General features: G+C 69.2%; 24 protein-coding genes, 1 tRNA gene and 3 pseudogenes. 9 read left to right on the top strand and 19 right to left on the bottom strand.

Going from position 1 to position 25,392, the window contains the following annotated elements; translation table 11 throughout:
* Positions 1 to 30 precede the first annotated feature (30 nt).
* Positions 31 to 3,549: a tetratricopeptide repeat protein gene (locus tag C8E87_RS27450; RefSeq protein ID WP_133875759.1), complete on the top strand. Its 3,519-nt coding sequence runs from the start codon at positions 31 to 33 to the stop codon at positions 3,547 to 3,549.
* Here C8E87_RS27450 and C8E87_RS27445 read toward each other — a convergent pair.
* A complete protein-coding gene (locus C8E87_RS27445) occupies positions 3,546 to 4,199 on the bottom strand; it encodes a DNA-binding transcriptional response regulator (RefSeq protein WP_203720740.1) in 654 nt (217 codons plus the stop codon). The two genes, C8E87_RS27450 and C8E87_RS27445, sit on opposite strands and share 4 nt — an antisense overlap.
* Before the next feature lie 122 nt (positions 4,200 to 4,321).
* Here C8E87_RS27445 and C8E87_RS27440 point away from each other — a divergent pair, with 122 nt between their 5' ends.
* Positions 4,322 to 4,588 carry a hypothetical protein gene (locus C8E87_RS27440; protein ID WP_133875758.1) on the top strand — a complete coding sequence of 89 codons (267 nt, stop codon included), beginning with the start codon at positions 4,322 to 4,324 and terminating at the stop codon, positions 4,586 to 4,588.
* An 807-nt stretch (positions 4,589 to 5,395) separates the two neighbouring features.
* Here C8E87_RS27440 and C8E87_RS27435 read toward each other — a convergent pair.
* The 3 genes from C8E87_RS27435 to cmk all read right to left on the bottom strand — a co-directional run bounded on the left by C8E87_RS27435 (position 5,396) and on the right by cmk (position 7,581).
* A tRNA-Pro gene (locus tag C8E87_RS27435) sits at positions 5,396 to 5,469 on the bottom strand.
* A 49-nt stretch (positions 5,470 to 5,518) separates the two neighbouring features.
* Entirely contained in the window at positions 5,519 to 6,904 is a 1,386-nt protein-coding gene (der, locus tag C8E87_RS27430) for a ribosome biogenesis GTPase Der (RefSeq protein ID WP_239080343.1), read from the bottom strand.
* Positions 6,901 to 7,581, bottom strand: coding sequence for a (d)CMP kinase (gene cmk, locus C8E87_RS27425; RefSeq protein ID WP_239080344.1), 681 nt, complete (start codon positions 7,579 to 7,581; stop codon positions 6,901 to 6,903). The genes der and cmk overlap by 4 nt, the downstream gene beginning before the upstream one ends.
* 107 nt (positions 7,582 to 7,688) lie before the next feature.
* On the opposite strand from cmk, the gene C8E87_RS27420 reads away from it, so the two are divergent.
* Positions 7,689 to 8,348 (top strand): enoyl-CoA hydratase/isomerase family protein, encoded by a 660-nt coding sequence (locus C8E87_RS27420; protein ID WP_133875756.1) that lies wholly within the window; start codon positions 7,689 to 7,691, stop codon positions 8,346 to 8,348.
* A gap of 319 nt (positions 8,349 to 8,667) precedes the next feature.
* Here the strand turns inward: C8E87_RS27420 and C8E87_RS27415 are convergent, their stop codons facing one another.
* Positions 8,668 to 8,949, bottom strand: coding sequence for a hypothetical protein (locus C8E87_RS27415; RefSeq protein ID WP_133875755.1), 282 nt, complete (start codon positions 8,947 to 8,949; stop codon positions 8,668 to 8,670).
* Positions 8,950 to 9,019: 70 nt separating this feature from the next.
* Between C8E87_RS27415 and C8E87_RS27410 the strand changes: the two genes are divergently transcribed.
* Positions 9,020 to 9,232 carry a hypothetical protein gene (locus tag C8E87_RS27410; RefSeq protein WP_133875754.1) on the top strand — a complete coding sequence of 71 codons (213 nt, stop codon included), beginning with the start codon at positions 9,020 to 9,022 and terminating at the stop codon, positions 9,230 to 9,232.
* Between the two features lie 49 nt (positions 9,233 to 9,281).
* On the opposite strand, the pseudogene C8E87_RS27405 reads toward C8E87_RS27410, so the two are convergent.
* The 5 genes and pseudogenes from C8E87_RS27405 to C8E87_RS27385 all read right to left on the bottom strand — a co-directional run.
* A pseudogene (locus C8E87_RS27405) lies at positions 9,282 to 9,578 on the bottom strand (DUF4383 domain-containing protein); the annotation flags it as partial.
* Between the two features lie 77 nt (positions 9,579 to 9,655).
* Positions 9,656 to 10,393: a pseudouridine synthase gene (locus C8E87_RS27400; protein ID WP_133875752.1), complete on the bottom strand. Its 738-nt coding sequence runs from the start codon at positions 10,391 to 10,393 to the stop codon at positions 9,656 to 9,658.
* A pseudogene (scpB, locus tag C8E87_RS27395) lies at positions 10,380 to 10,928 on the bottom strand (SMC-Scp complex subunit ScpB); the annotation flags it as partial. The pseudogene scpB and the gene C8E87_RS27400, both read right to left, overlap by 14 nt.
* Positions 10,929 to 12,877: 1,949 nt before the next feature.
* Positions 12,878 to 13,813 (bottom strand): annotated as a pseudogene (locus C8E87_RS27390) (segregation and condensation protein A); the annotation flags it as partial.
* A gap of 422 nt (positions 13,814 to 14,235) precedes the next feature.
* A complete protein-coding gene (locus C8E87_RS27385) occupies positions 14,236 to 14,826 on the bottom strand; it encodes a GyrI-like domain-containing protein (protein ID WP_133875751.1) in 591 nt (196 codons plus the stop codon).
* 74 nt (positions 14,827 to 14,900) lie between these two features.
* Between C8E87_RS27385 and C8E87_RS27380 the strand changes: the two genes are divergently transcribed.
* The gene (locus C8E87_RS27380) at positions 14,901 to 15,317 is read left to right on the top strand and encodes a nitroreductase/quinone reductase family protein (protein WP_133875750.1); all 417 of its coding nucleotides are present in this window, start codon (positions 14,901 to 14,903) and stop codon (positions 15,315 to 15,317) included.
* A 199-nt stretch (positions 15,318 to 15,516) separates the two neighbouring features.
* Here the strand turns inward: C8E87_RS27380 and C8E87_RS27375 are convergent, their stop codons facing one another.
* From C8E87_RS27375 to C8E87_RS27340, 7 genes are all read right to left on the bottom strand, one after another.
* Positions 15,517 to 15,798, bottom strand: a complete 282-nt coding sequence (locus C8E87_RS27375) for a hypothetical protein (protein WP_239080353.1) — start codon at positions 15,796 to 15,798, stop codon at positions 15,517 to 15,519.
* A gap of 112 nt (positions 15,799 to 15,910) precedes the next feature.
* Positions 15,911 to 16,579 carry a M50 family metallopeptidase gene (locus tag C8E87_RS27370; protein ID WP_133875749.1) on the bottom strand — a complete coding sequence of 223 codons (669 nt, stop codon included), beginning with the start codon at positions 16,577 to 16,579 and terminating at the stop codon, positions 15,911 to 15,913.
* A gap of 27 nt (positions 16,580 to 16,606) precedes the next feature.
* Positions 16,607 to 17,539 (bottom strand): ParA family protein, encoded by a 933-nt coding sequence (locus C8E87_RS27365; protein ID WP_133875748.1) that lies wholly within the window; start codon positions 17,537 to 17,539, stop codon positions 16,607 to 16,609.
* Between the two features lie 115 nt (positions 17,540 to 17,654).
* A complete protein-coding gene (locus C8E87_RS27360; protein WP_239080354.1) occupies positions 17,655 to 18,560 on the bottom strand; it encodes a site-specific tyrosine recombinase XerD in 906 nt (301 codons plus the stop codon).
* 37 nt (positions 18,561 to 18,597) lie between these two features.
* A complete protein-coding gene (gene ald, locus C8E87_RS27355) occupies positions 18,598 to 19,713 on the bottom strand; it encodes an alanine dehydrogenase (protein WP_133875746.1) in 1,116 nt (371 codons plus the stop codon).
* A 387-nt stretch (positions 19,714 to 20,100) separates the two neighbouring features.
* A complete protein-coding gene (locus tag C8E87_RS27345; protein ID WP_133875745.1) occupies positions 20,101 to 20,532 on the bottom strand; it encodes an EVE domain-containing protein in 432 nt (143 codons plus the stop codon).
* Positions 20,519 to 20,872, bottom strand: coding sequence for a VOC family protein (locus C8E87_RS27340; RefSeq protein ID WP_133875744.1), 354 nt, complete (start codon positions 20,870 to 20,872; stop codon positions 20,519 to 20,521). Before C8E87_RS27340 ends, C8E87_RS27345 begins: the two co-directional genes overlap by 14 nt.
* A 63-nt stretch (positions 20,873 to 20,935) precedes the next feature.
* On the opposite strand from C8E87_RS27340, the gene C8E87_RS27335 reads away from it, so the two are divergent.
* Together C8E87_RS27335 and C8E87_RS27330 are read left to right on the top strand one after the other, a co-directional pair.
* Positions 20,936 to 21,382 carry a MarR family winged helix-turn-helix transcriptional regulator gene (locus C8E87_RS27335; protein ID WP_133875743.1) on the top strand — a complete coding sequence of 149 codons (447 nt, stop codon included), beginning with the start codon at positions 20,936 to 20,938 and terminating at the stop codon, positions 21,380 to 21,382.
* A gap of 12 nt (positions 21,383 to 21,394) precedes the next feature.
* Positions 21,395 to 21,706, top strand: coding sequence for a ribosomal protein L7/L12 (locus tag C8E87_RS27330; protein WP_133875742.1), 312 nt, complete (start codon positions 21,395 to 21,397; stop codon positions 21,704 to 21,706).
* Here C8E87_RS27330 and C8E87_RS27325 read toward each other — a convergent pair whose 3' ends face one another.
* Both C8E87_RS27325 and C8E87_RS27320 read right to left on the bottom strand, forming a co-directional pair.
* Positions 21,707 to 22,060, bottom strand: a complete 354-nt coding sequence (locus C8E87_RS27325) for a hypothetical protein (protein ID WP_133875741.1) — start codon at positions 22,058 to 22,060, stop codon at positions 21,707 to 21,709.
* Positions 22,061 to 22,126: 66 nt separating this feature from the next.
* A complete protein-coding gene (locus C8E87_RS27320; RefSeq protein ID WP_133875740.1) occupies positions 22,127 to 22,864 on the bottom strand; it encodes a DeoR/GlpR family DNA-binding transcription regulator in 738 nt (245 codons plus the stop codon).
* 59 nt (positions 22,865 to 22,923) lie between these two features.
* Between C8E87_RS27320 and C8E87_RS27315 the strand changes: the two genes are divergently transcribed.
* A complete protein-coding gene (locus C8E87_RS27315; RefSeq protein ID WP_133875739.1) occupies positions 22,924 to 23,619 on the top strand; it encodes an NUDIX domain-containing protein in 696 nt (231 codons plus the stop codon).
* 179 nt (positions 23,620 to 23,798) lie between these two features.
* Positions 23,799 to 25,331 (top strand): M28 family metallopeptidase, encoded by a 1,533-nt coding sequence (locus C8E87_RS27310; RefSeq protein WP_438866153.1) that lies wholly within the window; start codon positions 23,799 to 23,801, stop codon positions 25,329 to 25,331.
* The last annotated feature ends 61 nt before the right edge of the window (positions 25,332 to 25,392 follow it).

Below are 25,392 nucleotides of genomic sequence, written 5' to 3'. Positions count from 1 at the left end.
TGATATTTATTGCCGTCTACATTGTCGCTCATGGGGCAACTCATCGATCTACAGCAATGGTTGCAGGGCTCCGGCAGGGATCATCGTGACCTCATCGACGCCCTGCAGAGGGAGCTGGAGAGAGGGTCCGAGTACAGCCTGGAGCACCAGCGATGGTTCGATGCCGGGCGTAGCGGCAGTCCGGTGGCCAGCGTCATCCGGCGGGATCCGAACGTTGATCACCGCATCCTCAAGTTCTGCACCGAGCGGCAGGCGACGCAGTTGCGCCGTGCGCTTACTGTGCGCAACGATTTCGTCCGGCAGCATCTGACCAAGGTCGAGAAAGGGGCGATCGACCTGGGTGGCGGCTGGCGTGCTGTGTTCATGCGTGTAGCCGGGGACAACCTTGAAGCGCTGTGGTCCCTCAAGGACCTGCGGAAAAAGGGACGCTCGATTGACTATCACAAGATAGTGAAATCCGTGGTCGGCGAGTGGAACGAGGGTGAGCCCCAGCCCGAAGCGCGCTCGGTGCGGTCCGTGGTCGGCGGCATCGTCGGACACCGACGGAGTCGGGCGCTGCGATGGATCCGTAAGGTCGACGACGGGCTCGATGCCGGACCGGTGTCTTTGCTGGCCGGCGACGCCGGTCGCCGGCTCATTCCGGGGCTGTTCGTCGGTCACGCCCACGGTGACCTCAACACGCGCAACATCCTCATCCCGGCCGTGCCGTCAGTGAAGTCGGCTGACTTCCAGCTCATCGACTACGACCACTTCAACGACAAGGCCGTGCTGGCTCGCGACCCGATGCATCTGCTGGTCGCGATGGCGCTTGACGACTTCGACGGGCGGCCGTGTGAGCGTGCAGAGATCATCAAGGCCATCGTCGACCCGGATCAGGACGGCCTGTCCGGCAATGTGCGAGACTTCGCCGATCTCAGCCGGGCGGTCCACAGTGCCTGTGCCGCCAGTTTCCCCAAACGCAAGGGGTTCGCCGGGCACTGGCGTGAGCAATGCCTGCTGGCGTTGGTCGGAGTCGCCCTGCGCCATGTAGGTCGGGACCCTCGCACCAATGATCCGGAAGAGGCTCGGCGCTGGTGCTACGACCTTGCAATGGCCGCGGCGAAGAGCTTCACCGAGATCCAGAACGAGCGGAAGGGTTCGGTCCCGGGGACGCCGTCGACCGGGCTCCAGATCATCGATCGGTTCCACGAGCGCGAAGCGCTGGCCGACCGCCTGACGTACGGGCCGTACGGCGTCGTGTCCGTCGAGGGCGAGCGGGGCGTCGGCAAGACCAAGTTGATCGATGTCGTCATCGGGAGTCTCAGTGCGAAGAGCGGGAACGAGCACCCGCCGCGGGTGCACCGGCTGCGAGCCACCGCGGATCGGCGCCTGGATCTCCGCACGCTCGTCGAGCTGATCAGCGGCGGTGAGGAGCCGGCCAGACGCGGATCCGAGCTGGTGCTGCTCGAGTCCGCGCTCGACCGGTTGAAGGACACGCCGGTCGTCGTGACCGTTGAGAACGCGGAGAACCTGCTCGACGACCACACCCATCAAGTCGATGACCCGAACCTGGCCGACGCCTTCGACATGCTCGACGCCGAGCCGGGCCACCGCGTGTCAGTGGTGCTGGAAACGCGGCACGGCGCCGTGCTTTCGGCGGTGCCCTCGTGGCCCGACGACCCGGTCGTGGTGCCCGCCCTCGCACAGTTTGATTTCCTCGACCTGCTTCGGGAGGTCGACCCGCGCATTGGTCGCTACCTCAACGTGTCGGACGCTGAGCTGCGGAACCTTCGTGACTACGCGGAAGGCAACGCTCACATCGGCGTCCTCGTGTGTGCGGCTGTCTGCGAGGCAGGTGTCATGACCCTGCCAGAGCTCATCGCGAGTCTGCGAGACCACCGGCACCGCCCGGCCGCCCACCTGATCGAGCTGCTGCTCCAGGGAGCGCCAGGATTGCGTACGAATGCTCGGCGGCGGTTGCCACCGATCTCGCGCGGCGTCCTGCAGGCGCTAGCCGTGTGCCGCACCCCGGTGCCCGTCGAGGCGGTTATGGAGCTCGTGCCCCGATCGCGGCAGGTACTGAAGAACCTCGTTGACCGGCACCTCGTTCGTCGGCAGGGAAGGCTGTACTGGCTCTCGCCCGCGGACGCCGACACCATCGTCGAACTGATCCCGGAACCGGACCGTTCACAGCTCTACTTCGACGCTGCCGAGGTCCTCGAGGCCTACCGGGCCGAGGATCCGCGCTCGGTCGAAGATCTTCGTTATCACCTCGCCGAGCTCGAATGTCTGCTTGATGCGGAGGAGTACCCGTCCGCCCTCGAGCTGATTACCGAGCTTGACGATGGCTGGTTGAAAAAGTGGAACTGCTCGACCCGGCTGCGGCGCCAGCGAGAACGAGTTCGCGCGGGGATTAGAGATCCAAAGCTAACGTCATCCAACGAGACGGCACTCGGCGGCATCTACGTCGCCCTTGGCAAGCTTGATCTCGCAGGCATCGCCTACGGGCGGGCGCTGAAGCTCGCCGGACCGGACGCCGCTCCGAAAGTCGCGGCTGCGCTGCACGCCGACCTTGCCGCGATGCAATGGGCTGCCAACGACGTCGACCTTGCACAGAGCAATTTCGAGTACGCCCTTGAGAAAGCGAAAGAGGCTCGCAATCCGGAGGCGATGTCGGCCTCCCTGACCGGACTGGCCGACTGTCATCGGCGCCGGGGTGAGTTCACCGACGCGATCGATCGGGCCACCGAGGCGTACGAAATCTCGTCCTCCGCGGACTTCGGCGAGACGAGCGCGGATGCGGATGGTCGGACGACCGCGGTCGGTCTGGCGGCGCGCCTGTCGCGCTGGCACGCTGAACAGGAGGACCTGGGGAAGGCCCACCAGTGGCTGGAGAAGGCGCGTCTGCTGGCCAAGGGCGGCGAGGACTGGCACCGTGCCGTGTACTTGGATGGGCTGGCCGATTTGCGTCTCGTCGAGAGGCTCGCCGACGGGAAGGTTGTGGAGGTGGTGGCGGCGGCCCGCGACGCGGCTGAGCTCGCGCATCGGGTGCACGACCGCGCGGTCCTGCTTCAGGCACGCACAACCTTGTGCGTTGCCTACCTGCGAGCCGGACGCTTTCCGGAAGCGGCCCAGGAGATTGTGCGGGCCGACCGCTACCGGGGGAAGGGCCGGCATCTCATCGTGCATGGGCTCCTGGCGCTGACCGCCCGGCTGACCGGCGATCGCCGTGCGGCTGGCCGGCATTTCGACAAGCTGCTGGAGGAGGCCGAGGCACGCATCGCGCTCGACATAGGGATACGCGACACAATCGGCGGCCTGCGTATCGAAAGCGGACCGGGCGACTTCGGCGCCCGGCACATGCGTGGCTTAGCGCAGTGCGGTCTGGCGGTCGAAGGCCGCGGCGACGTCGAGGCGGCCGTCCGATCGTTCCGGATGAGAGACTTGCCGCGGCGTCCGCACGCCCCCGGCCTGGTCACCCGATTGGTTTTCCTGCTCAAGACGCTTGAACCGCCGGATGGCCACCCGGGTCTGCTCGAGCCGGCGATCCGGGCCCTGGAAGATCCCTAAATCCAGCCGCGGTCGCGGGCCCGCATGATGGCCTCCATGCGGTTGTTCACACCCATTTCCCGGTACAGCCTGGTCAGCAGCCGGAACATTGCTCGCTCCGAATAGCCTGCCTCAGCGGCCAGGTGGGCCACGGTCACCCCCGCCGCCAACTGGCTAAGCCAGCCGATTCGGTCGTGTGGGAAGGTTTCCGCCTCCGCCACGGGACCGGCGGCAAGGAGCCCGGCCACCGCGGCCGGAAGCACCGACTGACCGTTCATGGTGGCCTCCACGGTGAGCCGAAGTGAGTCCGGTGCGACGTCGCGTGGCAGGACGGAGCGCGCGCCGGCCCGGACGGCGCGAACGCCCTCCCATGGGGAGGCTGCATCCATCAAGGCCACGATAGGCGGCACGCTCCGGACCTCACGCATGCGGGCGAGAAGCCGCCATTGCGGCGCGCCGGCCATTGTCAACAGCACTAGGGCGGACGCGGGCTGGGCTGCCCACTCGACGACGTCTTCCGGTGTCTCTGTGCGGTGGCCGGCCGCGGCGAGCACGGTAACGACGCCCTCCCGGTAGATCGGCAGGGGATCGACGACCGCAACACGTGCCGTGGCCTGATCCTTTCTCCCGCAGCGTCGGACCATGGCCGCGTCTCCGACCCCAAGGATCATCCCGCACAGGCTTCCGGGCGCGGCGGTGGCACGGGTACGCCAGAACCTGGCAGAACCAGGACCGGGCATCCGTCGTAGACCCGCACCCACGGCGGTTCCTAGCGTCGAGAAAGGGGGTGCGCATGGTTTACGACGACGAGACCGGAAAACTGGTACACCTCGGCCTGCCGCTGCCGACCATGCGGGAGTTGGCCGACGCGATGGCCGAGCCGCCCTCCTCGGAAGTCACGGCCGCGATCATCGAATCCGCGAGGAGGCGGACGAGGCGGCTCGGACGCTGGAAAGTGCATCCATACCGCCTCGAAGCAGCATTGCGTCGGTCCGGGGTGGATGTGTCGGTCGACCAGGTCGCCTGGGTAATTTTGACTTGGCTACGAGTTCTCCGGTGATGGCTGCGGCGCGACGCTGTCGCGGATGATCAGCGTAGGCGTGAGGACGTAACGGCGCCCGTTGGTCGGATGCCGCCATCCCAGCGACAGACGACGGGACCACCGGCCTTGACATCGCCCTTTTGTAGCCGGCGCCTTTCGGGCGCCGGTCCGGCTCGCCCTCCCGCCACCCGCCACCTGGTTCACGCCCCACAGCACCAACGCCAGCATCGCCAACGGCTGGATGGCGTTCAGCCGCCGCAACGGCGAGGGTCCCGGGACCACCGGAGACCACCGCAGACCACTTCCGAGGCCCGCCACCGCACAGGATCATGAAGTCATGGTCAGGACAACCGCACGGGCGATCTGCACCATGCCGGGGCGCGGTTCGAGCCGCCGACACGAGGACCGAGACAGATGCCGGTGGCCTGAACGCAGCCCACTGGTAGGCAACAGGCAGGCATTCGTGCCCACTGGCTACGGACTGCACCCGGGCAGCCAGGCCAAGATCACCGTACGCGCGTTCGTGTCATTGATGTGTCCTGATCATCCTGAGTGGACATCGAATGACAGTGATACCGGAGGTCGCAGCCACACACCGGTTGCCGACGGATCACGGGAGGGAATGCCTGGTCAACGCCACTGCCGGGATGCACGCGCTCACGTGGAGACCGGACGCTGCACTCCCCCATAGGCCGGCAGGAGGGACGCGATCAACGACGATTCGGTAAACCGTACGCGCGTTCGGGCAAAAATGCGTGTCGCGAAGATCCGGAGGCATTCACGGCGGGAAATGAAAAAGGCCAGCTGAGCTGGCCTTTCACAACGTCGGGCTGACAGGATTTGAACCTGCGACCCCTTGACCCCCAGTCAAGTGCGCTACCAAGCTGCGCTACAGCCCGCCGCCGCCCGGCTGAGCACCGCGCGGCAACTCTGAAAGCTTAGCAAGCCCTACCCGTGGGCCTTGCCCCGACCCCCCGGCCCCGTCTTCTTGCGCGGCTTCACGGACACCTCGATCGGTGACCCCTCGAAACCGAACTCCTCGCGCAGCTTGCGCTCGACAAACCGCTGGTAGCCGGCGTCCAGCGGCCCGGTAGTGAAGAGCACGAACCGAGGCGGCGCCACGCCGGCCTGAGTGGCGAACAAGATGCGGGGCGCACGTCCACCCCGTACGGGATGGGGGGTGGCCTGGGTCAAAGCGGTCAGCCACTGGTTGAGGGCACCGGTGGGAACCCGCTGCTCCCAGGAAGCCAGAGCGCGGCGAAGGGCAGGAGCCAGCTTGTCGACAGCCCGCCCCGTTTTCGCCGAGATGTTGACTCGCACTGCCCACGGGATCCGCTTGAGTTCGCGGTCGATCTCCTTGTCGAGGTAGAACCGGCGATCCGCATCCACCAGGTCCCACTTGTTGAAGGCGATCACCAGCGCCTTGCCGGCCTCGACGACCTGGGTCAGCACCCGCTGGTCCTGCTCGGAGATGGGTTCGGCGGAGTCCAGCAGCACTACCGCAACCTCGGCCGCTTCGACAGCACCCGCCGTACGCAGGGACGCGTAGTACTCCGTACCGGAAGCCTGATTGACCCTCTTGCGAAGCCCGGCGGTGTCGACGAACTGCCACAGCTCCCCGTCCATCTCCACGAGGCTGTCGACAGGGTCAACGGTCGTGCCCGCAACGGAGTCGACGACCGCCCGCTCCTCCTTGGACACCCGGTTGAGCAGCGACGACTTGCCCACGTTGGGCCGCCCGACCAGCGCAACCCGCCGCGGCCCGCGAGGCCCGCCCTCCACGATCGGGGGAGGTTCGGGAAGCGCGTCGAGGATGTCGTCCAGCAGGTCACCGGAACCCCGGCCGTGCAGAGCCGAGATCGGGTGCGGTTCCCCCAGCCCCAACGACCACAGCGAAACAGCCTCAAGCTCGAGCGCGTTGTTGTCAGCCTTGTTCGCGACCAGAATGACCGGTTTGTGCGACCGGCGCAGCATCTTCACCGCGGCCTCGTCGACATCGGTCGCGCCCACGGACACGTCGACGACGAACACGACCACGTCAGCGGTCTGCACAGCGATCTCAGCCTGAGCGGCAATCGCCGCCGCCCTGTCGCGAGCGTCGGGTTCCCAGCCGCCGGTGTCGACCACCGTGAAGCGGCGACCGTTCCACTGCGCGTCGTACGGCACCCGGTCGCGGGTGACGCCGGGGACATCCTCCACGACGGCCTGACGGCGGCCGATGATGCGGTTGACCAGGGTGGATTTGCCCACGTTGGGGCGGCCGACGACGGCTACGACGGGGGCCGGGCCGGCATCGGAGTCCTCGGACAGAACGGCCGAAGGGACTTCACTCACGACTTCACCTTGCTGTTCAAAAGATTCAAAACGTAGGTGACGACCTCGTCGATGCCGATGCCGGTCGTGTCGACCTCGATGGCGTCGTCGGCGAGCTTCAGCGGGTCGGCCTTACGCGTCGAGTCGAGCTTGTCGCGCCGGGCCAGGTCGGCCTCGGTCGCCTTCACGTCGGAGGCGTCCTCGGCGCTGCGGCGCTGAGCGCGCGCGGCCGAGGAGGCGGTCAGGTAGACCTTGAGGTCGGCGTCGGGGGCGACGACGGTGGCGATGTCGCGGCCCTCGACGATGATGCGCGGCTGCCCGGCGATGATCGCCTGCTGTAGGGCCACGAGGTGCTTGCGGACGGCGGGCACGGCGGCGACGGCCGACACGGCCTGGGTGACCTCGACGCCGCGGATGGGCTCGTCGACGTTGGTGCCGTTGGCCGCGAAGTGCGGCGCCGCCGGGTCGGTGCCGATCGACAGCTCGGTCTCGAGCGCGATCTTCGCGATGGCGTCCGGGTCGTTGAGGTCGACGCCGGCCTGCAGAACGGCCCAGGTCACGGCCCGGTACATGGCGCCGGTGTCGAGGTAGACGCCGTCGACCCTGGTGGCCAGCCGCCGGGAAACGGTGGACTTGCCGGAACCGGAGGGGCCGTCGACCGCGACCACGCACTTTTCCGGCCGTGCTTCTTCCGCCACCGTTCCTCCAAGGTTTGCCTGCCCGACCAACCCTCCCATTGTGCCCGCCCTGCCGCGGAGCGACGAACTAGGGTATGTTACCGGCTAGTAACCTCGGAGGAGCTGCCATGCCTGCACTCGAACGCCACGATGCGGTCTACGTCCTCGATCTCGGCGACAGCGAGAACCGGTTCCACCCCGACTGGTTGACCGAGCTCGAGTCCCTTCTCGACGAGGTCGAGAAAAACGACGAACCTCGCGCTCTCGTCACAAAGGCCACCGGCAAGTTCTGGTCCAACGGCCTCGACCTCGAGTGGCTGATGGAGCATCCCGAGCGGTTCACCGACTACGGCGTACGCGTCCAGGCCCTGCTCACCCGCGTGTTGACCTTGCCACTCGTCACGGTCGCCGCCCTGCAGGGCCACACGTTCGCCGCCGGCGCCATGCTCTCGCTCGCCCACGACGTGCGCCTCATGCGCGCCGACCGCGGCTTCTGGTGCTTGCCCGAAGCCGACATCAACATCCCGTTCACCCCCGGAATGTCCGCTCTCATCCAGTCGCGCCTGACCCCGCAGGCCGCGCACGAGGCCATGATCCTGGCCCGTCGCTTCGGCGGCGCCGAGGCAGCCGAACGCCAGATCGTCGACCGGGCCCTCCCCGAGTCCGAGCTGCTGAGCGCCGCCATCGAGCTGGCCGCCACCCACATCGCCAAGGCCGGCCCCACACTCGAAACCATCAAAACCCGCCTCTACGCCCCGGTGATCAAGGCGCTGAGCAGCATCGAGTAAAAACCCCCTTTCCCGTACGCCACGTCGGGCGCAGCAGAAGCACCATCATCAACCCGAGGCGCAACGCAAGCTGATCGCCACGAAAGGCCGTAGCGCGACCACGGGATGTTCCCGGTGGTTACGCAGGAGTCGTCCCGTGGCAACTCAAGTTCGGATTCAGCCGCGGACCCGGCACCGGGCGCGGGATGCGGCAGCGGCCGGGCACCCTCCGGCCGTAGCCGACCCGAAAGCTGCACCCTCGCCAACCCGCCGATCCCGTAGCAGGCCGTTCAGGCTCTCACCGGCTTTCCCCGGGAGCACACCGTCGGCAAGCTGGTGATCACGGTCTGGGCGACACCCGGGTCCAGCTCTTCGACTGCCCGCGCTTCGAAGTGGCCGCCACGCAGCGCGGGCAGATGTGCCGTACCTGATCTTCCGGGGTGACCATGTCGGTGGCGCGGAAGTCGAACGGCACATGCGGGAACCGCCGCAACCGGGTGCGGCTCAGCTGCAGCCCGCACACCGTCTGGTTGGTGCCCTGGCGCCAGGCGTGCACCTCCCCGCCCGGCTGCCGCACCCCGTCCGGCGCGATCCATTCACTCGAAGCGGCGACAGCGTTCACGACGTCCGCTTTCCCGGCGAACGGACGAGCATGCCTGTTTGCCCGGCAAAGCCCCGGGAACCCGTACGGGATGACTGATGAACCCGACGGCACCACCGCGTACGCGGCATCCCTGCGGCCGCCCGGCCACTCGATCGAGCAGCCTGTGGACGACCAGGGCGATCTCGCGCCGGAGGACAAGCGCGGCAATCGTGACGAGGGCTCGCAGCCCTCAGAGGTCCACCGCGCCGGCTACAACACCCGTGACGTGGCCGGCGACTCACCCGGCTACCGGCCCGAGTGAGCTGGACACAATCAGGCCCGGGGCGTGGAAGCCCTGGGCCTGTTGCTGCTCACCGGCCAGTGACGGCAGCCCGGTCCCGGCGCGACAGCAGGAACCCGAGAGCGATCATCCCGACGCCCAGCCCGAGGTGCAGCCAGTCGTCGGCGGTGTTCACCGGCACGAAGTTGGCGCTTGAGTCCTGTGCCACAACCAGGCCGTAGAGCCAGAGCACCAGGTAAACGGCACCGCCACCGATCAGGTAGGCGCGCGCGCCGGACACCGTACGGGCCAGCGCCAGACCCACGATGCCGAACAGCAGATGCACGATGTTGTGCAGCACCGATGCCTGGAACACCCCGAACAGCTGCCGGGGAATTGGTGACCATGCGATCCGTCCTTTCCACTGGAGACAGATCGCATGCCCCGGCATCAATGCCGCGAACGTCAGCTGCCGGCCGCCTTGAACAGCGCCGCGACCTCCGCCTGGGACAGGTGCCGGAACCCGCCCGGACGAAGGTCGCCGAGGCGCACCGGGCCGACCGCCGTACGGATCAGGCGGGTCACCGGGTGCCCGACCTCCTCCATCATGCGGCGCACGATGTGCTTGCGGCCCTCGTGCAGCACGATCTCGACCTGCGCGGTCTTGCCGAGCGCGCCCAGCAGCTTGAACCCGTCGGCCTTGGCCGGGCCGTCCTCGAGTTCGACACCGGCGAGCAGTTGCCGGCCGACATTGCGCGGCAGCGGGCCGTTGACGACCTCGGCCACGTACGTCTTCTGGATCTCGTACCGCGGGTGGGTGAGCTTGTTGGTGAGCTCGCCGTCGTTGGTGATCAGCAGCAGGCCCTCGGAGTCGGCGTCGAGCCGGCCCACGTGGTGCAGCCGCACGTCGAACTGGCCGACGAAATCCGCCAGCTCGGTGCGGCCCTTCTCGTCGTCGAGCGAGGAGACGACGCCGCGCGGCTTGTTCAGCGCCAGGTAGACGAGCTTCTTGTTGGTGATCACCCGCTGCCCGTCGACGAGGATCTCCGCGGTGTCGGGATCGACCTTGTCACCGAGCTTGGCGACCTTGCCGTTGACCGTGACGCGCCGGCGGAAGATCAGGTCTTCGCAGGCGCGCCGGGATCCAACACCGGCCGCCGCCAGGACTTTCTGGAGGCGTTCGGCGGTGTCAGCCTGTGGCATCGAGCACTTCTTCCACGTCGTCGGGCAAAAATGGGGCGAGCGGCGGCAGCTGGTCGACCGAGTTGAGGCCGAGCTTCTCGAGGAACAGCCCCGTCGTGCGATACAGGTGTGCCCCGGTTTCGCTCTCGGTGCCGCATTCCTCGATCAGGCCGCGAGTAGCAAGCGTACGCATGACCCCGTCGCAGTTCACACCGCGGATGGCGCTGATCCGCGAACGCGTCACCGGCTGTTTGTAGGCGACCACAGCCAGTGTCTCCAGTGCCGCCTGGGTCAGCCGCACAGACTGCCCGTCGAGGACAAACCTTTCCACGTACGCCGCGTATTCCGGCCGCGTGTACAGACGCCACCCGCCCGCGACCCGCCGAAGGTCGAACCCGTGCCCCGCCGCCGTGTACCGCGCCGACAGGTTGTCCAACATCGCCGCGATCCGCTCGGTCGGCTGCTCCAGGATCTGCGCCAGCTGCAACTCCCCGACCGGCTCGTCGACGACCAGCATGATCGCCTCCAGAGCCCCCGCCAGCTCCGCGTCGTCGGTCAACCCCGGAAGATCAACGTCAGCGTTCCCCGTACGCGGTGACGACTCATCCCCCGTCCCGAGGGGCTCCCCGGCACGCCGCTTCTGCCCCGGCACCGCCCGGGCCTTCGCCCCCTTGGACCTCTTGACCGGCTCGCCCTCGCCCTCAGCAGCCGCCCTGGCCCCCGCCGCGGCCGCGTCAACAACCGCAGCCTCGTCCGCGCCGCCCTCACCTCCGGCGCCCTCGAGCCGGTCGCCCCGAGCGTCGGCTCCCTCGGCCCGGTCGCTCTCAGCACGGTCACCCCCGGCCCGGTCGCTCTCAGCACGGTCGCCCTCGGCCCGCTCGCTCCCAGCACGGTCGCCCTCGGCCCGCTCGCTCCCAGCACGGTCGCTCTCAGCGCGGTCGCTCTCAGCGCGGTCGCTCTCAGCGCGGTCGCTCTCAGCGCGGTCGCTCTCAGCGCGGTCGCTCTCAGCGCGGTCGCTCTCAGCGCGGTCGCTCTCAGCGCGGTCGCTCTCGGCCCGGTCGCTCTCAGCGCGGTCGCTCTCGGCCCGGTCGCCCTCAGCACGGTCACCCCCGGCCCGCTCGCTTTGCCCACGGCCGGCCGCGTGACCTGTCCTGCCCGCGACATTGTCAGCGGCGCTGTTCGGCGGCGGCACCTCGTCGGCGAACAGCAAATCCATCTCGCCGTCATCGCTCACGTCGTCATCGGCCGCCGAGTCGAACACGTCCGCCGCGTCGTCCCCCTCAGCAGGCAGCGGCGCGTCCACCGGCGTACCCGGCTCATCCGCGTCGGCCGCCTCCGCCGCTTCCTCGATCGGCTCCGGCAACGGCATCTCCGCCCCCGGAGGCGTCTCGATGCCCTCCCGCCCCGGCACCCCGGCCGGCGCGTCGACCCCCGCCGACTCGTCCCCAGGCTCGCTCGGCGCGTCGACGCCCGCCGACTCATCCCCCAGCTCACCCAACGCCGGTTCCTCAACGCCCGGGTCCGACAACTGCCCCACGGTCGAAACTGCAGCAGCGTCGTCGAGCCCAACCGCAGGCGTTTCTGCCGACTCGTCCCCCTCGGCTTCCCGCGTACGGGGGTTGGGCCCCTCGAACGCAGGATCGAAGTCGTCGTCGTCCTCGGAAAGCCCCGCCTGACTGAGTTCCTCCCCCTCCTCGGGTTCGGACGCCTGCTCGCCCGCCTCGGCTTCGACCCGCTCCTGGAACTCCCGATCCGGGCGCCGCGGGGCACGTTCCCACGGCGGCACCCAGGCCGCCGCCTGCGCCGCCAGCGAGTCCTGCCGCTCGTCGCTGCTCACGATCGTTCCTCCGCGTCGTCGTCTACCCCACCAAGATCATCACGCTCGTCAAGCCGGTCAGACCCCAGCTCCCGCCCCGGAACAGCCGATTCTGGCGCTTCCCCACTCAAGCCGGGCGCAACGCTCTCAACCCCCGCGGACCGCGCTGCATCCTCATCGACCCGCCGCTCGGCTGCGCTGAGCTCGGAGCCTTGCTCACCCCGCTCGCCATCCACGCCCGCGCCGCCCAGATCGACAACCGCCTCACCGCCGTCGCCGTCCACCCGCGCACCGCCCAGGCCGACAACCGCCTCACCGCCGTCGCCGTCCACCCGCGCACCGCCCAGACCGACAACCGCCTCACCGCCGTCGCCGTCCACCCCCGCACCGCCCAGACCGACAACCGCCTCACCGCCACCCACGCCGACGCCGGCGCCGTCCAGATCGTCGGCCACCTCGCCGCCGCCATCGACATCGTCAGCCGCCTCGCTGTGAGCATCCGCGCCGACGCCATCGGAGTCGTCCGCAATCCCGCCGCGGCCAGCCACACCGGCATCGTCGGAGTCATCCAGGCTTCCGTCGGCCGTCCCGCCGCGAGCACCGAGGCCAGGCGGCTCCTCCTCGATCGGGGCCACGTCAAACGCGTCGAGGTCCGAATCGTCGTCGTCGTCCTCGTAGAGATCGTCAGCGGAGTCGTCCCGACCCGCGGCGACGGGGTCGTCAGCGCCCGGCTCCGAGGCAGCGGCCCCTTCTTCCCCAGGTTCGGACGCCGCCGTGTCGACCTCCGGCTTCGTCCCCTCGTAGTCGTCGATGTCGAGCTCGGCGTCCGGGGCGTCCCCGCCGATCCAGCGCACGGTCAGCTCATCCAGCGACACCGGTTGCTCGAAGTCGATCAACCCCTCGCGATAGAGCTCCAGCAACGCCAGGAAGCGGGCCACCACCTCCAGCGTGTTGTCACAGTCCGCAACCAGCAGCGTGAACGTCGCCTGCCCGGCACGGCGCAACCGGTCGCGCAGCAGGGCCGCATGCTCACGAACACTGACCCGCACCTGGTGGATGTGCGCGATCGACACCTGCGGCGGCCCCGGTTTCGGGGTGAACTGCTTGAGGGCCAGCTTGAACAGCCGCTCCGGCCCGACGCCCAGCACCAGGTCGGGCAGCGCCTCGGCATACCGCGGTTCCATCGACACCATGCGAGGCCAGCGCCGCATGCCGTTGACCTCGAGCTCCATGATGTGAGCCGCGGCCTCCTTGTACGCCTTGTACTGCAGCAGACGCGCAAAGAGCAGGTCACGGGCCTCGAGCAGGGCCAGGTCTTCCTCGTCCTCGACGTCGGCCGCGGGCAGCAGGCGGGCCGCCTTGAGGTCGAGCAGCGTGGCCGCGACCAGCAGGAACTCGCTGGCCTCACCGAGATCCCAGTCGTCGCCCATGGCCCGGATGTACGCGATGAAGTCGTCGGTCACCTGGTGCAGCGCGACCTCGGTGACGTCGAGCTTGTGCTTCCCGATCAGTTGCAGCAGCAGATCGAACGGCCCGGTGAAGTTGTCCAGCCGTACGAGGAACTTGCTCTCGTCAACCGGGTTGCCCTCGGCGTCAACGGTCACCCCGTCGGCAGCGACCGCCACGCCGGCCCCGGCCACATCGCCGCCGTCACCCGAGCCGCCGTCGCCGAAGCCGCCGTCACCCGAGCCGCCATCACCCGAGCCGCCGTGCACTGCGGCGTCGTTGGCATGCGCCGCACCGCCGGCAACCGGCGCCCCCGGAACCGGGACGGGCGGCGCGTCAGGCACGGACGGATGGGTCGACTCTTCAGGCACGAACTGACCGTAGACCACGGCTCCGACAACCTGCTCCCGCCTCACAGGTCACTCCCATCCCTCTGAAGATCAACGCCCGACCCACCGTCCGGTCACTGCCCCCGAACGGGTACATATCGGTCCTCACCGAACGGCCGGGGGCTGTGTCCTCGAGGTCAGCATCGCCAGGGCGGGAACACCCTGGACGCCGCGGGTCATCCAGCGGCACGATCCCCGCCGCCGGCCGGCGATCATTCGCGTACGGGCTGCCGGAGGATCGTACGAAGTCGGGAAGGTTCGGTTTTGCGGCGATCGCTGAGGTAGATCTCGTGGTGCTTGCCCACCATCGTGAAGCCGCGCGACGGTATGAAGCTCGAGTGCATCTCGGCGAGCACCCCGGCTTCGTCGTCGTAGGAGCCGACGTGCAACGTCTGCACGCATCGGCCCTCGGCCAGCGTCTCGAGGCGGACCCGTGACCCGGCCGGCGCCACCTCGGCGAACATCCGCGGCGTGATCCAGTCGGGCACCATGATCATCAGCGTCCAGTCCCACCGCGACTTGTCGCGGGCGGCGGTGAAGGCGTCCATGTCGCCGGCCCACCACAGGCCTTCGAGCGGCATGACCACGTAATCGCGTCCGAGGGTCTTCTTGCTGGCGAATTTGAGCTTGTACGCCAGCGGGTAGAGCGCCTCGACGGCCTCGGTGAACACCGCGGTGTTCGGATCCCCGTGCCCGTCGATCATCAGGTATTGCAGGTCGGGCACGTCCACGACCTGGAACCCGCGGCGGGCGCGGTAGACCGCAAGCGTCTTCTTGAAGTCGACCTTGCCGGTGTCCGCCATGCTGAGATGTTGGCACAGCGACACTGCGCACAGTCCATGGAGGACAATTTTCGTTGTCAACTAATCTTGGGCGCATGGCTTCGTTCAACGACACCGTCATCGACGACTTCCGCGCCAAGAACGGCGTGCTCGGCGGCCACTGGGAGGGCAAGACCACCCTGCTGCTGCACACGCCGGGCCGCAAGACCGGCAAGGTCACGGTCAACCCGCTGGTCGCGGCGCCCGACGGCGACTCCTACCTGCTCTGTGGCAGCGCGGGCGGCGCGCCGGCCGAGCCGCAGTGGGTCGCCAACCTCGAGGCGCTCGACGGGCCGGTGACCATCGAGCTGGGCGCCGAGACGCTCAAGGCCGACCACCGGGTCGTACGCGCGGGCCGCGACGACGACTGGGAGCGGCTCTACGGCATCTGGCGCGCCTACTGGCCCGACGCGGCCGACTACGAGACCAAGACCGACCGGAAGTTCCCGATCGCCGTGATCACTCCGCGCTGACCGGAGAAGCGCCGCTGACCGGCAAAGCGTCCCGAGCCGGCAAAGCGCCCCGAACCGGCAAAGCGCAGCAAACCGCCAAAGCGCAGCAAACCGAGAGCCGCTGCTGACACAGAAGCGCCCGGCTCACCACCAGACGCCGCCGAGAGGCGCACGTCGACCGGCCCGGGGGCCGCGCCGCCAGGGCGTGACCCCCGGCAAGTCAAGCGGCCAGCGCCATGCCCGGCGAAGGCGAAAGCGACGGTTCATAAACACCCTGAACCACACTGCGCGCCCACCGCATGCGGGCCACAGCGGTCTCCGGGTAGTCGCCGTACGCGGCGGCGAGAGCGGCCGCACACCCCCGGGTGCCGCCGCAGCTGCGAACGGACCGGGCGATGGCAGCTTCCACGACAGTGGCGCTGGGCCGGGACCCGGCCGGGAGGTCGCTGGCGAACAGGGCGGCGGCGCGGGCGGCGAGCAATTGGCTGCGCATCTCGATCATCTCCGGTAGCGGAACGAACGAAGCGAATGAACTGATGCGTTCAGAGTGCGCCTACCGCGCCACAGATCGCCTCCAGGTTTCTCCCTGACGGCACGAATCCGGGGCTTAGGGGTCACCCCCAGACGCGGACGAACACCAGCCCCAGCGCGTTCAGGATCTGCATCAGGAACGGCATCCCGAGCGGGAAGATGCACAGGACCAGCAGCACGAGGACGCCGATGTTCTTGTCCTCGAACCACAGCCGCATCCACTGAAGTGCCTGGCCAGGCTTGGTGACGGCGGAGTAGAGAATGCCGAAGCCGTCCAGTGGCGGGACGGGGATCAGGGCAAGGATGCCGAAGCAGAGCAGCCCGACCGCGATCGACAGCCACACCTGATGCGCTGTCGGCAGGCCGATGCCGAGCAGTACGTCGGCCGGTCCGATTATCGACAGCACATTGTTCGGGTACGTCAGCGCGTACCCGAGCAGAAGCAGTTGCGACAGGACGATGCAGACGATCGGCCCGGCCGCGAACACCGCGATGGCCTTTCCGCGGCCCTGGTAGCGGGGCACGTCGTCGACGGTGAGCATCTTGCCCCAGCCCATGCCGCCGATCGCGGCCGCGACCCCGCCGAACGGGTCGACGTCTTCGCGCAGGCGCGGGGCGATCGAGTCACGGCGGTCGGCCAGCCCGACGGCACGCGCGGTCACCCGGATGGCGACGGCGCGCAGCACGATCGCGAGCAGGAACGAGAGCACCAGCGCAACGAACGCCACCGGCTCGCCAAGAGCGAACAGCACTGTTCTCCTAAGGCGCGAATTGCGCTGTCAGCCGCGCTCAGCCTTGGCGGCGATGACCTCGCGGGCGAGCTGCCGGTAGTTGCGGGCGCCCGAGGAAGCCGGGTCAAGGGTCGTGATCGGCGAGCCGGCCACGGTGGACTCGGGGAACTTGACGGTCTTGGTGATGACGGTCTGGTAGACCTTGTCGCCGAACGCCTCGACCACACGCTGCAGCACCTGGCGGCAGTGGGTGGTGCGCGAGTCGTACATGGTGGCGAGGATGCCCTCGAGCTCGAGGTCGAAGTTGAGCCGCTCGCGCACCTTGTCGATCGTGTCGAGCAGCAGGGCGACACCGCGAAGCGAGAAGAACTCGCACTCGAGCGGGATCAGCACGCCGTGCGCGATGGTGAGGGCGTTGATCGCCAGCAGGCCCAGCGAGGGCTGGCAGTCGATCAGGATGAAGTCGTATTCCTTGCGGACCGAGCGCAGCACGCGGGCCAGGGCCATCTCGCGGGCGACCTCGTTGACCAGCTGGATCTCGGCCGCTGACAGGTCGATGTTGGCCGGCAGCAGGTGCAGCCCGGCCACGTCGGTCTTGATGATGACGTCCTCGGCGGTGACGTCGTCCTGCATGAGCAGGTTGTAGATGCTCAGGTCGAGGTTGTGCGGGTTGACGCCCAGCCCGACCGAGCAGGCGCCCTGAGGGTCGAAGTCGACCAGCAGCACCTTGCGGCCGTACTCGGCCAGGGCGGCGCCCAGGTTGATCGTGGTGGTGGTCTTGCCGACCCCGCCCTTCTGGTTGGCCAGGGCGATGATGCGCGCCGGTCCGTGCCGGTCGGTCGGCATCGGCTCGGGGATGGGACGGCGCATCGTGTACGCCGTCGGGTCGGCCGGTCCCAGGTCAGCGCCCAGGTCCATGGAACCCTGCTGCTCCCGGAGCGCAGAGGTCCAGGCCTCCGCCCGATCCGCGTTGCCCGCCATGACCCTCGCCCCCTTCCGACTCGCGCAGCCGGAGCCGATGCCCGACTCTACGCCACGACCGCCGTCGTTCCCCGGGTGAGTTGTCGGCGTGTCGCCATCTATGGGTGCCCAGTCTCTAACGAGCCCGGGGGTGTGCGGTCGCGTACACCTCACGAAGTCGATCCACGGTGACCAGCGTGTACACCTGCGTCGTGGTGACCGACGCGTGCCCGAGCAGTTCCTGCACGACCCGGACGTCGGCCCCGCCGTCGAGCAGGTGGGTCGCATAGGAGTGTCGCAACGTGTGCGGGCTCACCGCGTGCGGTCCCTCGACCGGCAGCCCGGCGGCCTCGGCGGCACGGCGCAGAATGGCCCACGCGCTCTGCCGCGACAACCGTCCGCCGCGCGCGTTGAGGAAGACAGCGGGAGTTCCCGTCCCGTTCGAGGCAAGACCAGGCCTTCCCCGTACGAGGTAAGCCTCCAACGCCGACTTCGCGAACCCGCCGATCGGCACCAGCCGCGTGCGGCCGCCCTTGCCGTGCAGCACCGCCGCGGGCTCGTCACCCAGCTCGAGATCGTCCACAGCCGCGCCGACCGCCTCGGAGATGCGCGCGCCGGTCCCGTACAGGAACTCCAGCAGCGCCTTGTCGCGCAGGCCCAGCGCGGAGTCGGCGGGCACGTCGAGCAGCCGGGTCACCTGGTCGACGTCGAGGGCCTTGGGCAGGCGTTTGGCCGGGGCGGGCGGGCGCACCTCGGCGGCCACGTCGGCGGCGACGAGCCCTTCGCGGGCGGCGAACTTGTGCAGGCCCCGTACGGCGCTGATGGCTCTTGCCGCGGTCGAGGCGGACAACCCGTCGGCGCGCAGGCCGGCCAGGTGCGCGGTGACCCGGCCGGAGCTCACCGCGGCGAGATCGTCGATCCCCTCCGCGGCGAGCGCCTGCGCGTATCGCTCCAGATCACGCCGGTACGAGGTCAGCGTGTTGCGCGACAGCCCACGCTCGACGGTCAGGTGGTCGAGATAGGCCGTGATCGCGCGCTGCACCGTCAGTCTCCCCGGTTCTCTCGGTTTCCGCCCCGGGTCAGCTCAGCGCCTCTGCCAGGTCGAGTGCCGTCATGCCGTGAGCCTCCGCGACCGGCCCGTACGTGACGTGCCCGTCGTGGGTGTTCAGGCCCAGGGCCAGCGCGCGGTCGGCCTTGAGCGCGTCGCGCCAGCCCCGGTTGGCCAGTTCCAGAGCGTACGGCAGGGTGACGTTGGTCAGCGCGTAGGTGCTCGTGTGCGGCACCGCCCCCGGCATGTTGGCGACGCAGTAGAACAGCGAGTTGTGCACCTTGTAGACGGGGTCGGCGTGGGTGGTGGGCCGCGAGTCCTCGAAGCAGCCGCCCTGGTCGATCGAGATGTCGACGAGCACGCTGCCCGGTTTCATCCGCGACACCAGCTCGTTCGAGACCAGGTTGGGGGCCTTCGCGCCGGGGATCAGCACCGCACCGATGACCAGGTCGGCGTCGAGCACGGCCTTCTCGATCTCGTACGCGTTGGAGGCCACGGTCTGCAGGTGTCCCCGGTAGTCGGCGTCGGCGGCGCGCAGCCGGGCGATGTTGCGGTCGAGCACCAGGATCTCGGCCTGCATGCCGAGCGCGATGGCGGCCGCGTTCATGCCGGACACCCCGGCGCCGATGACCACGACCTTGGCCGCGTAGACGCCCGGCACACCGCCCATGAGCACGCCGCGCCCGCCGCCGGGACGCATCATGTGGTATGCCCCCACCTGCGGCGCGAGCCGGCCGGCGACCTCGCTCATCGGGGCGAGCAGCGGCAGCGAGCGGTCGGGCAGCTCGACCGTCTCGTACGCGATGCCGGTGACCTTGCGGTCCAGCAGCGCGTCGGTGCACTCCTTGGACGCCGCGAGGTGCAGATAGGTGAAGAGCACCTGGCCGGGCCGCATGTGCGGGTATTCCTGGGCGATCGGCTCCTTGACCTTGAGGATCAGGTCGGCCGTGCCCCAGACGTCGTCCGCGCCGGGCAGGATGGTCGCGCCGGCGGCCACGTAGTCACCGTCGGTTATCGACGAGCCGGCGCCCGCGCCCGCCTGCACGAACACGTCGTGCCCGGCCCGGCGGAACTCGTAGACCCCGGCAGGGGTGATGGCCACCCGGAATTCGTTGTTCTTGACCTCGCTGGGAATGCCGACCTTCATCGAGCCGACACCGTCCTTTCTCAACGCTGAGTGACGTCCCAGGCCGGTCCGTCCCTCGCCGGACCCGCCCCGGACGAAGACTACCCCGTTCAATGTCTGGAATGTCCGCTTCCCGGCGGCGGCCGGCGAAGGCACCCCGTACGACGCCACAGCATCGTACGGACGCCGACGTCGGAACCTGGCGAGTCCTGAACAGCGACGACCCTCTGCCCCCGGCTCACGGCGAGGCACTTGCGGGCCCATATCCCCGGCGCCCGCCCGGAGATCGCGCCCGGGACAGGCCACTACCCGTTCTTCGCGCCGGGCCTCACCGAGCGCACCGCCGACGCGATCATCCGCCGAACCGCCTGGCCGTCCGGGCGGTTCACCCGTGCGGCGGACGCCCGGTCATGTGGCCCTCAATGATCCGGTCATGTGGCCGGCGATGATGCGGTAGTCGGCCTCCGGGATGGGGAACAGGCCGCGGCGAAACGGCAGGCCCCAGTGGGCGGCGTCCGGGATGAACGACAGCTCGGCGGCCAGCGGCTTGACCTCAACCGGCGCGGACGGCGTGAACGTGCAGCTCAGGCGCCAATGGTGGCTGACCGGATCCCGGTACGGCGACGAACCCGTGACGACGGCGAGGGCGGTGAACCGCCGTACGGGATCGCCGCCGAGCATCGTCGTGCGGGGCGAATAGAAGACGAGGGAGTCGCCGGGGCGCAGTCGGGACAGGCGGGTGTTCGCGCCGTGGTCGGCCTGCGTGAAACCGCCGGCGGCGGCCGTTTCCACGTGGTCGAGGCTGACCGTGCTGACCCAGAAACGCTCAGGCCCGGTCATGCAGTGTCACTTCGTAGCCGTCGGGGTCGGCGAACGTGAACGTGCGGCCGAACGGGCCGTCGACGGGCGCCGAGACGATCGGCACGCCCGCGGCGGCCAGCGCGTCGTGGATCTGCTGGGCGTCGGGCGCGTGCAGCCACAACGCGACGCCGCGGCCGGGCTCCGTGATCGGGCCGGCGACGTAGGACCGTACGGCGAACGCTATGGGTTTGGTGTCGAAGACGACGGCGTGCGGCGGGCCGGGCCGGCGCGTCAACCCGAGGTGCTGCTCGTAGAAGGCGGCGGAACGTTCGATGTCGCGCACCTGCAGCGAGACGAAGTCGGGTCCGATGACTGCCATGATGACTCCCTGTGTCGATATGTCAGTTGACTGACATGAGCAAGAGTATGTCAGTATGCTGACATGAGTCAAGTCGAGCTGGACACGTCGGTGGGTTACCTGCTGAAGATGGCCGCGAGCGCCCTGCACACCGCGATGGAGGCGGTGCTGCGCCCGCTCGGCATGACGATCACGCATTACTCGTGCCTGGAACTGCTCTCCCAGCGGCCGGGGTTGTCAAACTCCGAGCTGGCGCGCGGCACGTTCGTCACCCGGCAGTCGATGAACGTGCTGCTGCAGGCGCTCGAACGCGACGGCCTGGTCGCCAGGCCCGAGCGCGCTCCCTCGGGGCGGGTGCTGCCGACCACGCTGACCGCCAAGGGCCGCCGGCAGCTCGCCACGGCCAGCGGGGCCGTCCGGGCGGTCGAGGACACCATGCTCGCCGGGATGTCGGCCGCCGAACAGGACCAGATGCGCCGGCTGCTGCGCTCGTGCGTGGAATCCCTGAAGACACCGGTGGCGGGCAGCTGATTCGATGATCGTATGGAAGTTGTCTACGTCGTCGTGATCGCCCTCGCCACCGTGGGCCTGACCCTGTTCGCGACCGCGAGCCGTTCCCAGCGCACGAGCCGCGAGGCTGCGCGGCTGGCGGCGGTCGAACGCAAACTCGACATGGTCATGAAGCACCTCGGCATCGAAGAGCCGGTGGACGCCGCCGACCCGGAGGTGCTGTCCCACCTCATGAAGGGCGAGAAGATCCACGCGATCAAGATCTACCGCGAGCGTACGGGGGCAGGTCTGGCCGAGGCGAAGGAGGCGGTGGAGCGTCTGGCCCGCGAGCGCGGGTTGAGCTGATCAGGCCTGTTCGCGGGCGCGACGCTCGGCCCAGCGCGGGTCGAGCGTGCGCAACAGGTCGAGCTGCCGATCGTCGTCGTGCCCCGCGATCGCGCGCGTCACGGCTTCGAACGACCAGTACAGGACGTCGTCGCGCGCGGGGGTGGCGCGGTCGGTTTCGGGCGCCGCCCGTTTCCAGTGGTAGACGCCGTCGGAGTCGATCTCCACGTACGGGTGGGAGTCGCCGGGCTCGAAACCCAGCACGGCCGGCTGCTCCGCCCCGATGAGCGCGGCGAGGCGCGCGACCTCCGCCTGCAGCACTTCCAGCCCGTACGCGGAGACGCCCGGCCCGGCATCACGACGGAACTGCTTCATGACCCCAACGGTAGACCGGCCGAGCGCCGCGCGACCGCTGTCGTGCGGCCCGCGCCGGGGCACGGCTCAGGGCGCGCGGATGATCGGGACGCCGAGGTCGTCGAGGCCGGGCGCGTCGGTGATCACGCCGCTCACCTCGGTCAGCGGCATCACCACGTACGGGGAAGCGGTGTTGATCTTTTCGGCGCTGGCCATCACGTAGGTCTCGGCGGCCCGGCTCGCCAGCGTGCGTTTCATCGCCGCCTCGTCGGGGTCGCCGGTGGTCAGGCCCGCTTTGCGGTGCACCCCGGTGACACCGAGCAGGAACAGGTCGGCGTGCACCGTGCGGGCCGCCTCGGCCGTGATCGCGCCCGAGGCCACGGCCGAGTGCTTGAACAGCCGGCCGCCGAGCACGATCACCTCGGCGCTCGGATGGCCGACCAGCGCGGCGGCGACGGTGACGCTGTGGGTGACGATCGTGGCCTCCAGCTCGGGCGGCAGCGCGTTGACCACGGCCAGCGCGGTCGTGCCCCCGTCGAGCAGAACCGTCGCGCCCGGCCGGATCAGGGCGGCGGCCGCGGCGGCGACCCGGCGCTTGCTGTCGGGCGAGACCTGCGTACGTGTCGCGTAGTCGGCGGCGGCCGGAGCCGGGGGCAACGCTCCCCCGTACACCCGCTGCAGCAGCCCGGCGGCGGCGAGATCGCGCAGGTCACGGCGGATGTTGTCCTCGGCGATGCCCAGCTCGAAGGCGATGTCGGTGACCACGAGCTTGCCCTCGGCCCGCAGCCGCTCGAGCAGGAAGTCGCGACGCTCGGCGGGCAGCACTGCGTGTTTCTCCTCATTGTTGTCGACTGTTGCGTGTTTCCTGGGTTAGCGTACGCGCCATGACCGACCTCGGCACCCCCGGCCTCGACCTGCCCGACCACCGCGGCCGCACCCGCCTCGACCAGGCCGGCCGCGACCTCACCGGCAACCCCGACGTGGTGATCCGCGACGTCGAGCTGCTCGCGACGGCGTGGCACGTCCTTCGCCGTACGACGTACGACTACCGCCACCGCGACGGCCGCTGGACCACCGAGCAGCGCGAGACGTACGACCGCGGCGACGGCGCGACGATCCTGCTGTACGACGTGTCCCGCCGCACGGTGCTGCTGACCCGGCAGTTCCGCTACCCGGCCTACGTGAACGGCCACCCCGACGGCATGCTGATCGAAACCGCCGCCGGCCTGCTCGACGACGACGACCCGGCCGGCGCGATCCGCCGCGAGACCTCGGAAGAACTCGGCATCACGGTCGGCGAGCTCGAACACGTCTTCGGCGTCTGGATGAGCCCCGGCTCGGTCACCGAACGCCTGCACTTCTACGCCGCGCCCTACACCGCCGCCGACCGCACCGGCCCCGGCGGGGGCGTGGCCTCCGAGGGCGAGGACATCGAACCCGTCGAACTCGACTTCGACGACGCCCTGACCGCCATCGCCGACGGCCGCATCGCCGACGCCAAAACCATCATGTTGCTCCAGTGGGCCGCTCTGACCGGCCCCTTCGGCCCCACCCCGAAAACCGTCACACCCCCGGCCTGACGTTCCAGCCATGCCCCACGGTTGGTGGCGGCGAAGAGGCGTACATCCGCGGTTCGGCCTTGAACGTTCCTTGATATGTATTGATTGGGATGAGTGCATGAGTCCTCCGCGCTGACATGCTCGCGGGCACACCGCCTCCGCGTCCGGGGGTGGTTCCCCCGAGCCCACGGAGGACCTTCGTGCGAGCACCCCTTGTCCTCGGCGTCGCCGCTCTGGCGTTGGGGCCGGCCACCGCCCCGGCCCAAGCCCAGCCCGCCGGCACCGCCCCCGCCGCTCTCGCTGCCGTGGCCGCCCCCGACATTCCGCCGGCCAACGTCAAGGCGCACCTCACGCAGTTGCAGAGCATCGCCACGGCCAACGGTGGCAACCGCGCGCACGGCCGTCCCGGCTATCTGGCCTCGGTCACGTACGTGAAGAACCTGCTCGACGCGGCCGGCTACACCACGCGGCAGCAGTCGTTCACCTACAACGGCGCGACCGGCTACAACCTGATCGCGGACTGGCCGGGCGGCGACACCTCGGACACCCTGATGATCGGCGCGCACCTCGACAGCGTCACGGCCGGGCCGGGCATCAACGACAACGGCTCCGGCTCGATGGCCAACCTCGAGGTCGCCCTGGCCGTCGCGCGCACCGGTTTCCAGCCCGACCGGCACCTGCGCTTCGGCTGGTGGGGCGCCGAGGAACTCGGCCTGCGCGGCTCGACGGCGTACGTGAATTCGCTGACAACCGCGCAGAAACGTGAAATCACCGGGTACCTGAACTTCGACATGGTCGGTTCGCCCAACCCCGGCTATTTCCTGTACGACGGCGACAACTCCGACGGCACCGGCGCAGGCCCCGGTCCGGCCGGTTCCGCGCAGATCGAGCAGACGCTGGCCGACTACTTCACGTCGATCGGCGTGCCCACCCGGGGAACCGACTTCGACGGCCGCAGCGACTACGGCCCGTTCATCGCCAACGGCATCCCGGCAGGCGGCATCTTCACCGGCGCCGAGGGCCGCAAGACCGCCGCGCAGGTGCAGCTGTGGGGTGGAACCGCGTCCACGTTCGACCCCTGCTACCACGCGTCGTGCGACACCACCGCGAACATCAACGACACCGCGCTGGACCGTAACTCGGACGCCATCGCGTACGCGGTGTGGACGCTCGCCGACGGCGGCACCACCACGCCGCCCGGAACGACCGTCTACTCCGACGACTTCGAGACCGCGACCGGCTGGACGGCGGGCGCCTCCGACACCGCCACGTCGGGCCGGTTCGAGCGCGGCGACCCGGCCGCCACCAGCTCCGGCGTCGCCACCCAGCTCGGCGACGCCGCCGGCGGCACGTACGACCTGGTCACCGGGGCCGTCGCCGGCTCGAGCGCCGGGGCCAACGACGTGGACGGCGGCGCCACGACCATCGTCTCCCCCACGATCGCGCTGCCCACGGGCACGCTGACGCTCAGCTTCAACTGGTATCTGTCGCACCTGAACAACGCGACCAGCGCCGACTACTTCCGCATCCAGGTGATCTCGGGCAGCACCACGACCACGGTGTTCAGCCAGGCCGGAGCCGCTTCCAACCGGGCCGCCGCCTGGGCCACCGGCTCGGTCAACCTGTCCTCGTTCGCCGGCCAGACGATCCGCCTGAGCGTGGAGGCCGCCGACCTGTCCACGGCGTCGCTCGTGGAGGCGGCCGTCGACAACGTCAAAATCACCAAGGCCTGACCCCGTACGCGGGTGCCGGCGCACGCCGTCACCCGCGTCCCGTCTCCTCAAACTCACCGAC

It is taken from the genome of Paractinoplanes brasiliensis (assembly GCF_004362215.1).
Classification (GTDB): Bacteria; Actinomycetota; Actinomycetes; order Mycobacteriales; family Micromonosporaceae; genus Actinoplanes; species Actinoplanes brasiliensis.
This window is presented reverse-complemented; position numbering and strand designations above follow the sequence as displayed.

Bases quoted from the DNA above. Each gene is read 5' to 3' on its own strand.
- C8E87_RS27450 (WP_133875759.1), top strand. From the start codon at position 31: ATGGGGCAACTCATCGATCTACAGCAATGGTTGCAGGGCTCCGGCAGG.
- C8E87_RS27445 (WP_203720740.1), bottom strand. From the start codon at position 4,199: ATGATCCTTGGGGTCGGAGACGCGGCCATGGTCCGACGCTGCGGGAGA.
- C8E87_RS27440 (WP_133875758.1), top strand. From the start codon at position 4,322: ATGGTTTACGACGACGAGACCGGAAAACTGGTACACCTCGGCCTGCCG.
- C8E87_RS27420 (WP_133875756.1), top strand. From the start codon at position 7,689: ATGCCTGCACTCGAACGCCACGATGCGGTCTACGTCCTCGATCTCGGC.
- C8E87_RS27410 (WP_133875754.1), top strand. From the start codon at position 9,020: ATGACTGATGAACCCGACGGCACCACCGCGTACGCGGCATCCCTGCGG.
- C8E87_RS27400 (WP_133875752.1), bottom strand. From the start codon at position 10,393: ATGCCACAGGCTGACACCGCCGAACGCCTCCAGAAAGTCCTGGCGGCG.
- C8E87_RS27385 (WP_133875751.1), bottom strand. From the start codon at position 14,826: ATGGCGGACACCGGCAAGGTCGACTTCAAGAAGACGCTTGCGGTCTAC.
- C8E87_RS27380 (WP_133875750.1), top strand. From the start codon at position 14,901: ATGGCTTCGTTCAACGACACCGTCATCGACGACTTCCGCGCCAAGAAC.
- C8E87_RS27375 (WP_239080353.1), bottom strand. From the start codon at position 15,798: ATGATCGAGATGCGCAGCCAATTGCTCGCCGCCCGCGCCGCCGCCCTG.
- C8E87_RS27365 (WP_133875748.1), bottom strand. From the start codon at position 17,539: ATGGCGGGCAACGCGGATCGGGCGGAGGCCTGGACCTCTGCGCTCCGG.
- ald (WP_133875746.1), bottom strand. From the start codon at position 19,713: ATGAAGGTCGGCATTCCCAGCGAGGTCAAGAACAACGAATTCCGGGTG.
- C8E87_RS27345 (WP_133875745.1), bottom strand. From the start codon at position 20,532: ATGACCGGGCCTGAGCGTTTCTGGGTCAGCACGGTCAGCCTCGACCAC.
- C8E87_RS27340 (WP_133875744.1), bottom strand. From the start codon at position 20,872: ATGGCAGTCATCGGACCCGACTTCGTCTCGCTGCAGGTGCGCGACATC.
- C8E87_RS27335 (WP_133875743.1), top strand. From the start codon at position 20,936: ATGAGTCAAGTCGAGCTGGACACGTCGGTGGGTTACCTGCTGAAGATG.
- C8E87_RS27330 (WP_133875742.1), top strand. From the start codon at position 21,395: ATGGAAGTTGTCTACGTCGTCGTGATCGCCCTCGCCACCGTGGGCCTG.
- C8E87_RS27325 (WP_133875741.1), bottom strand. From the start codon at position 22,060: ATGAAGCAGTTCCGTCGTGATGCCGGGCCGGGCGTCTCCGCGTACGGG.
- C8E87_RS27315 (WP_133875739.1), top strand. From the start codon at position 22,924: ATGACCGACCTCGGCACCCCCGGCCTCGACCTGCCCGACCACCGCGGC.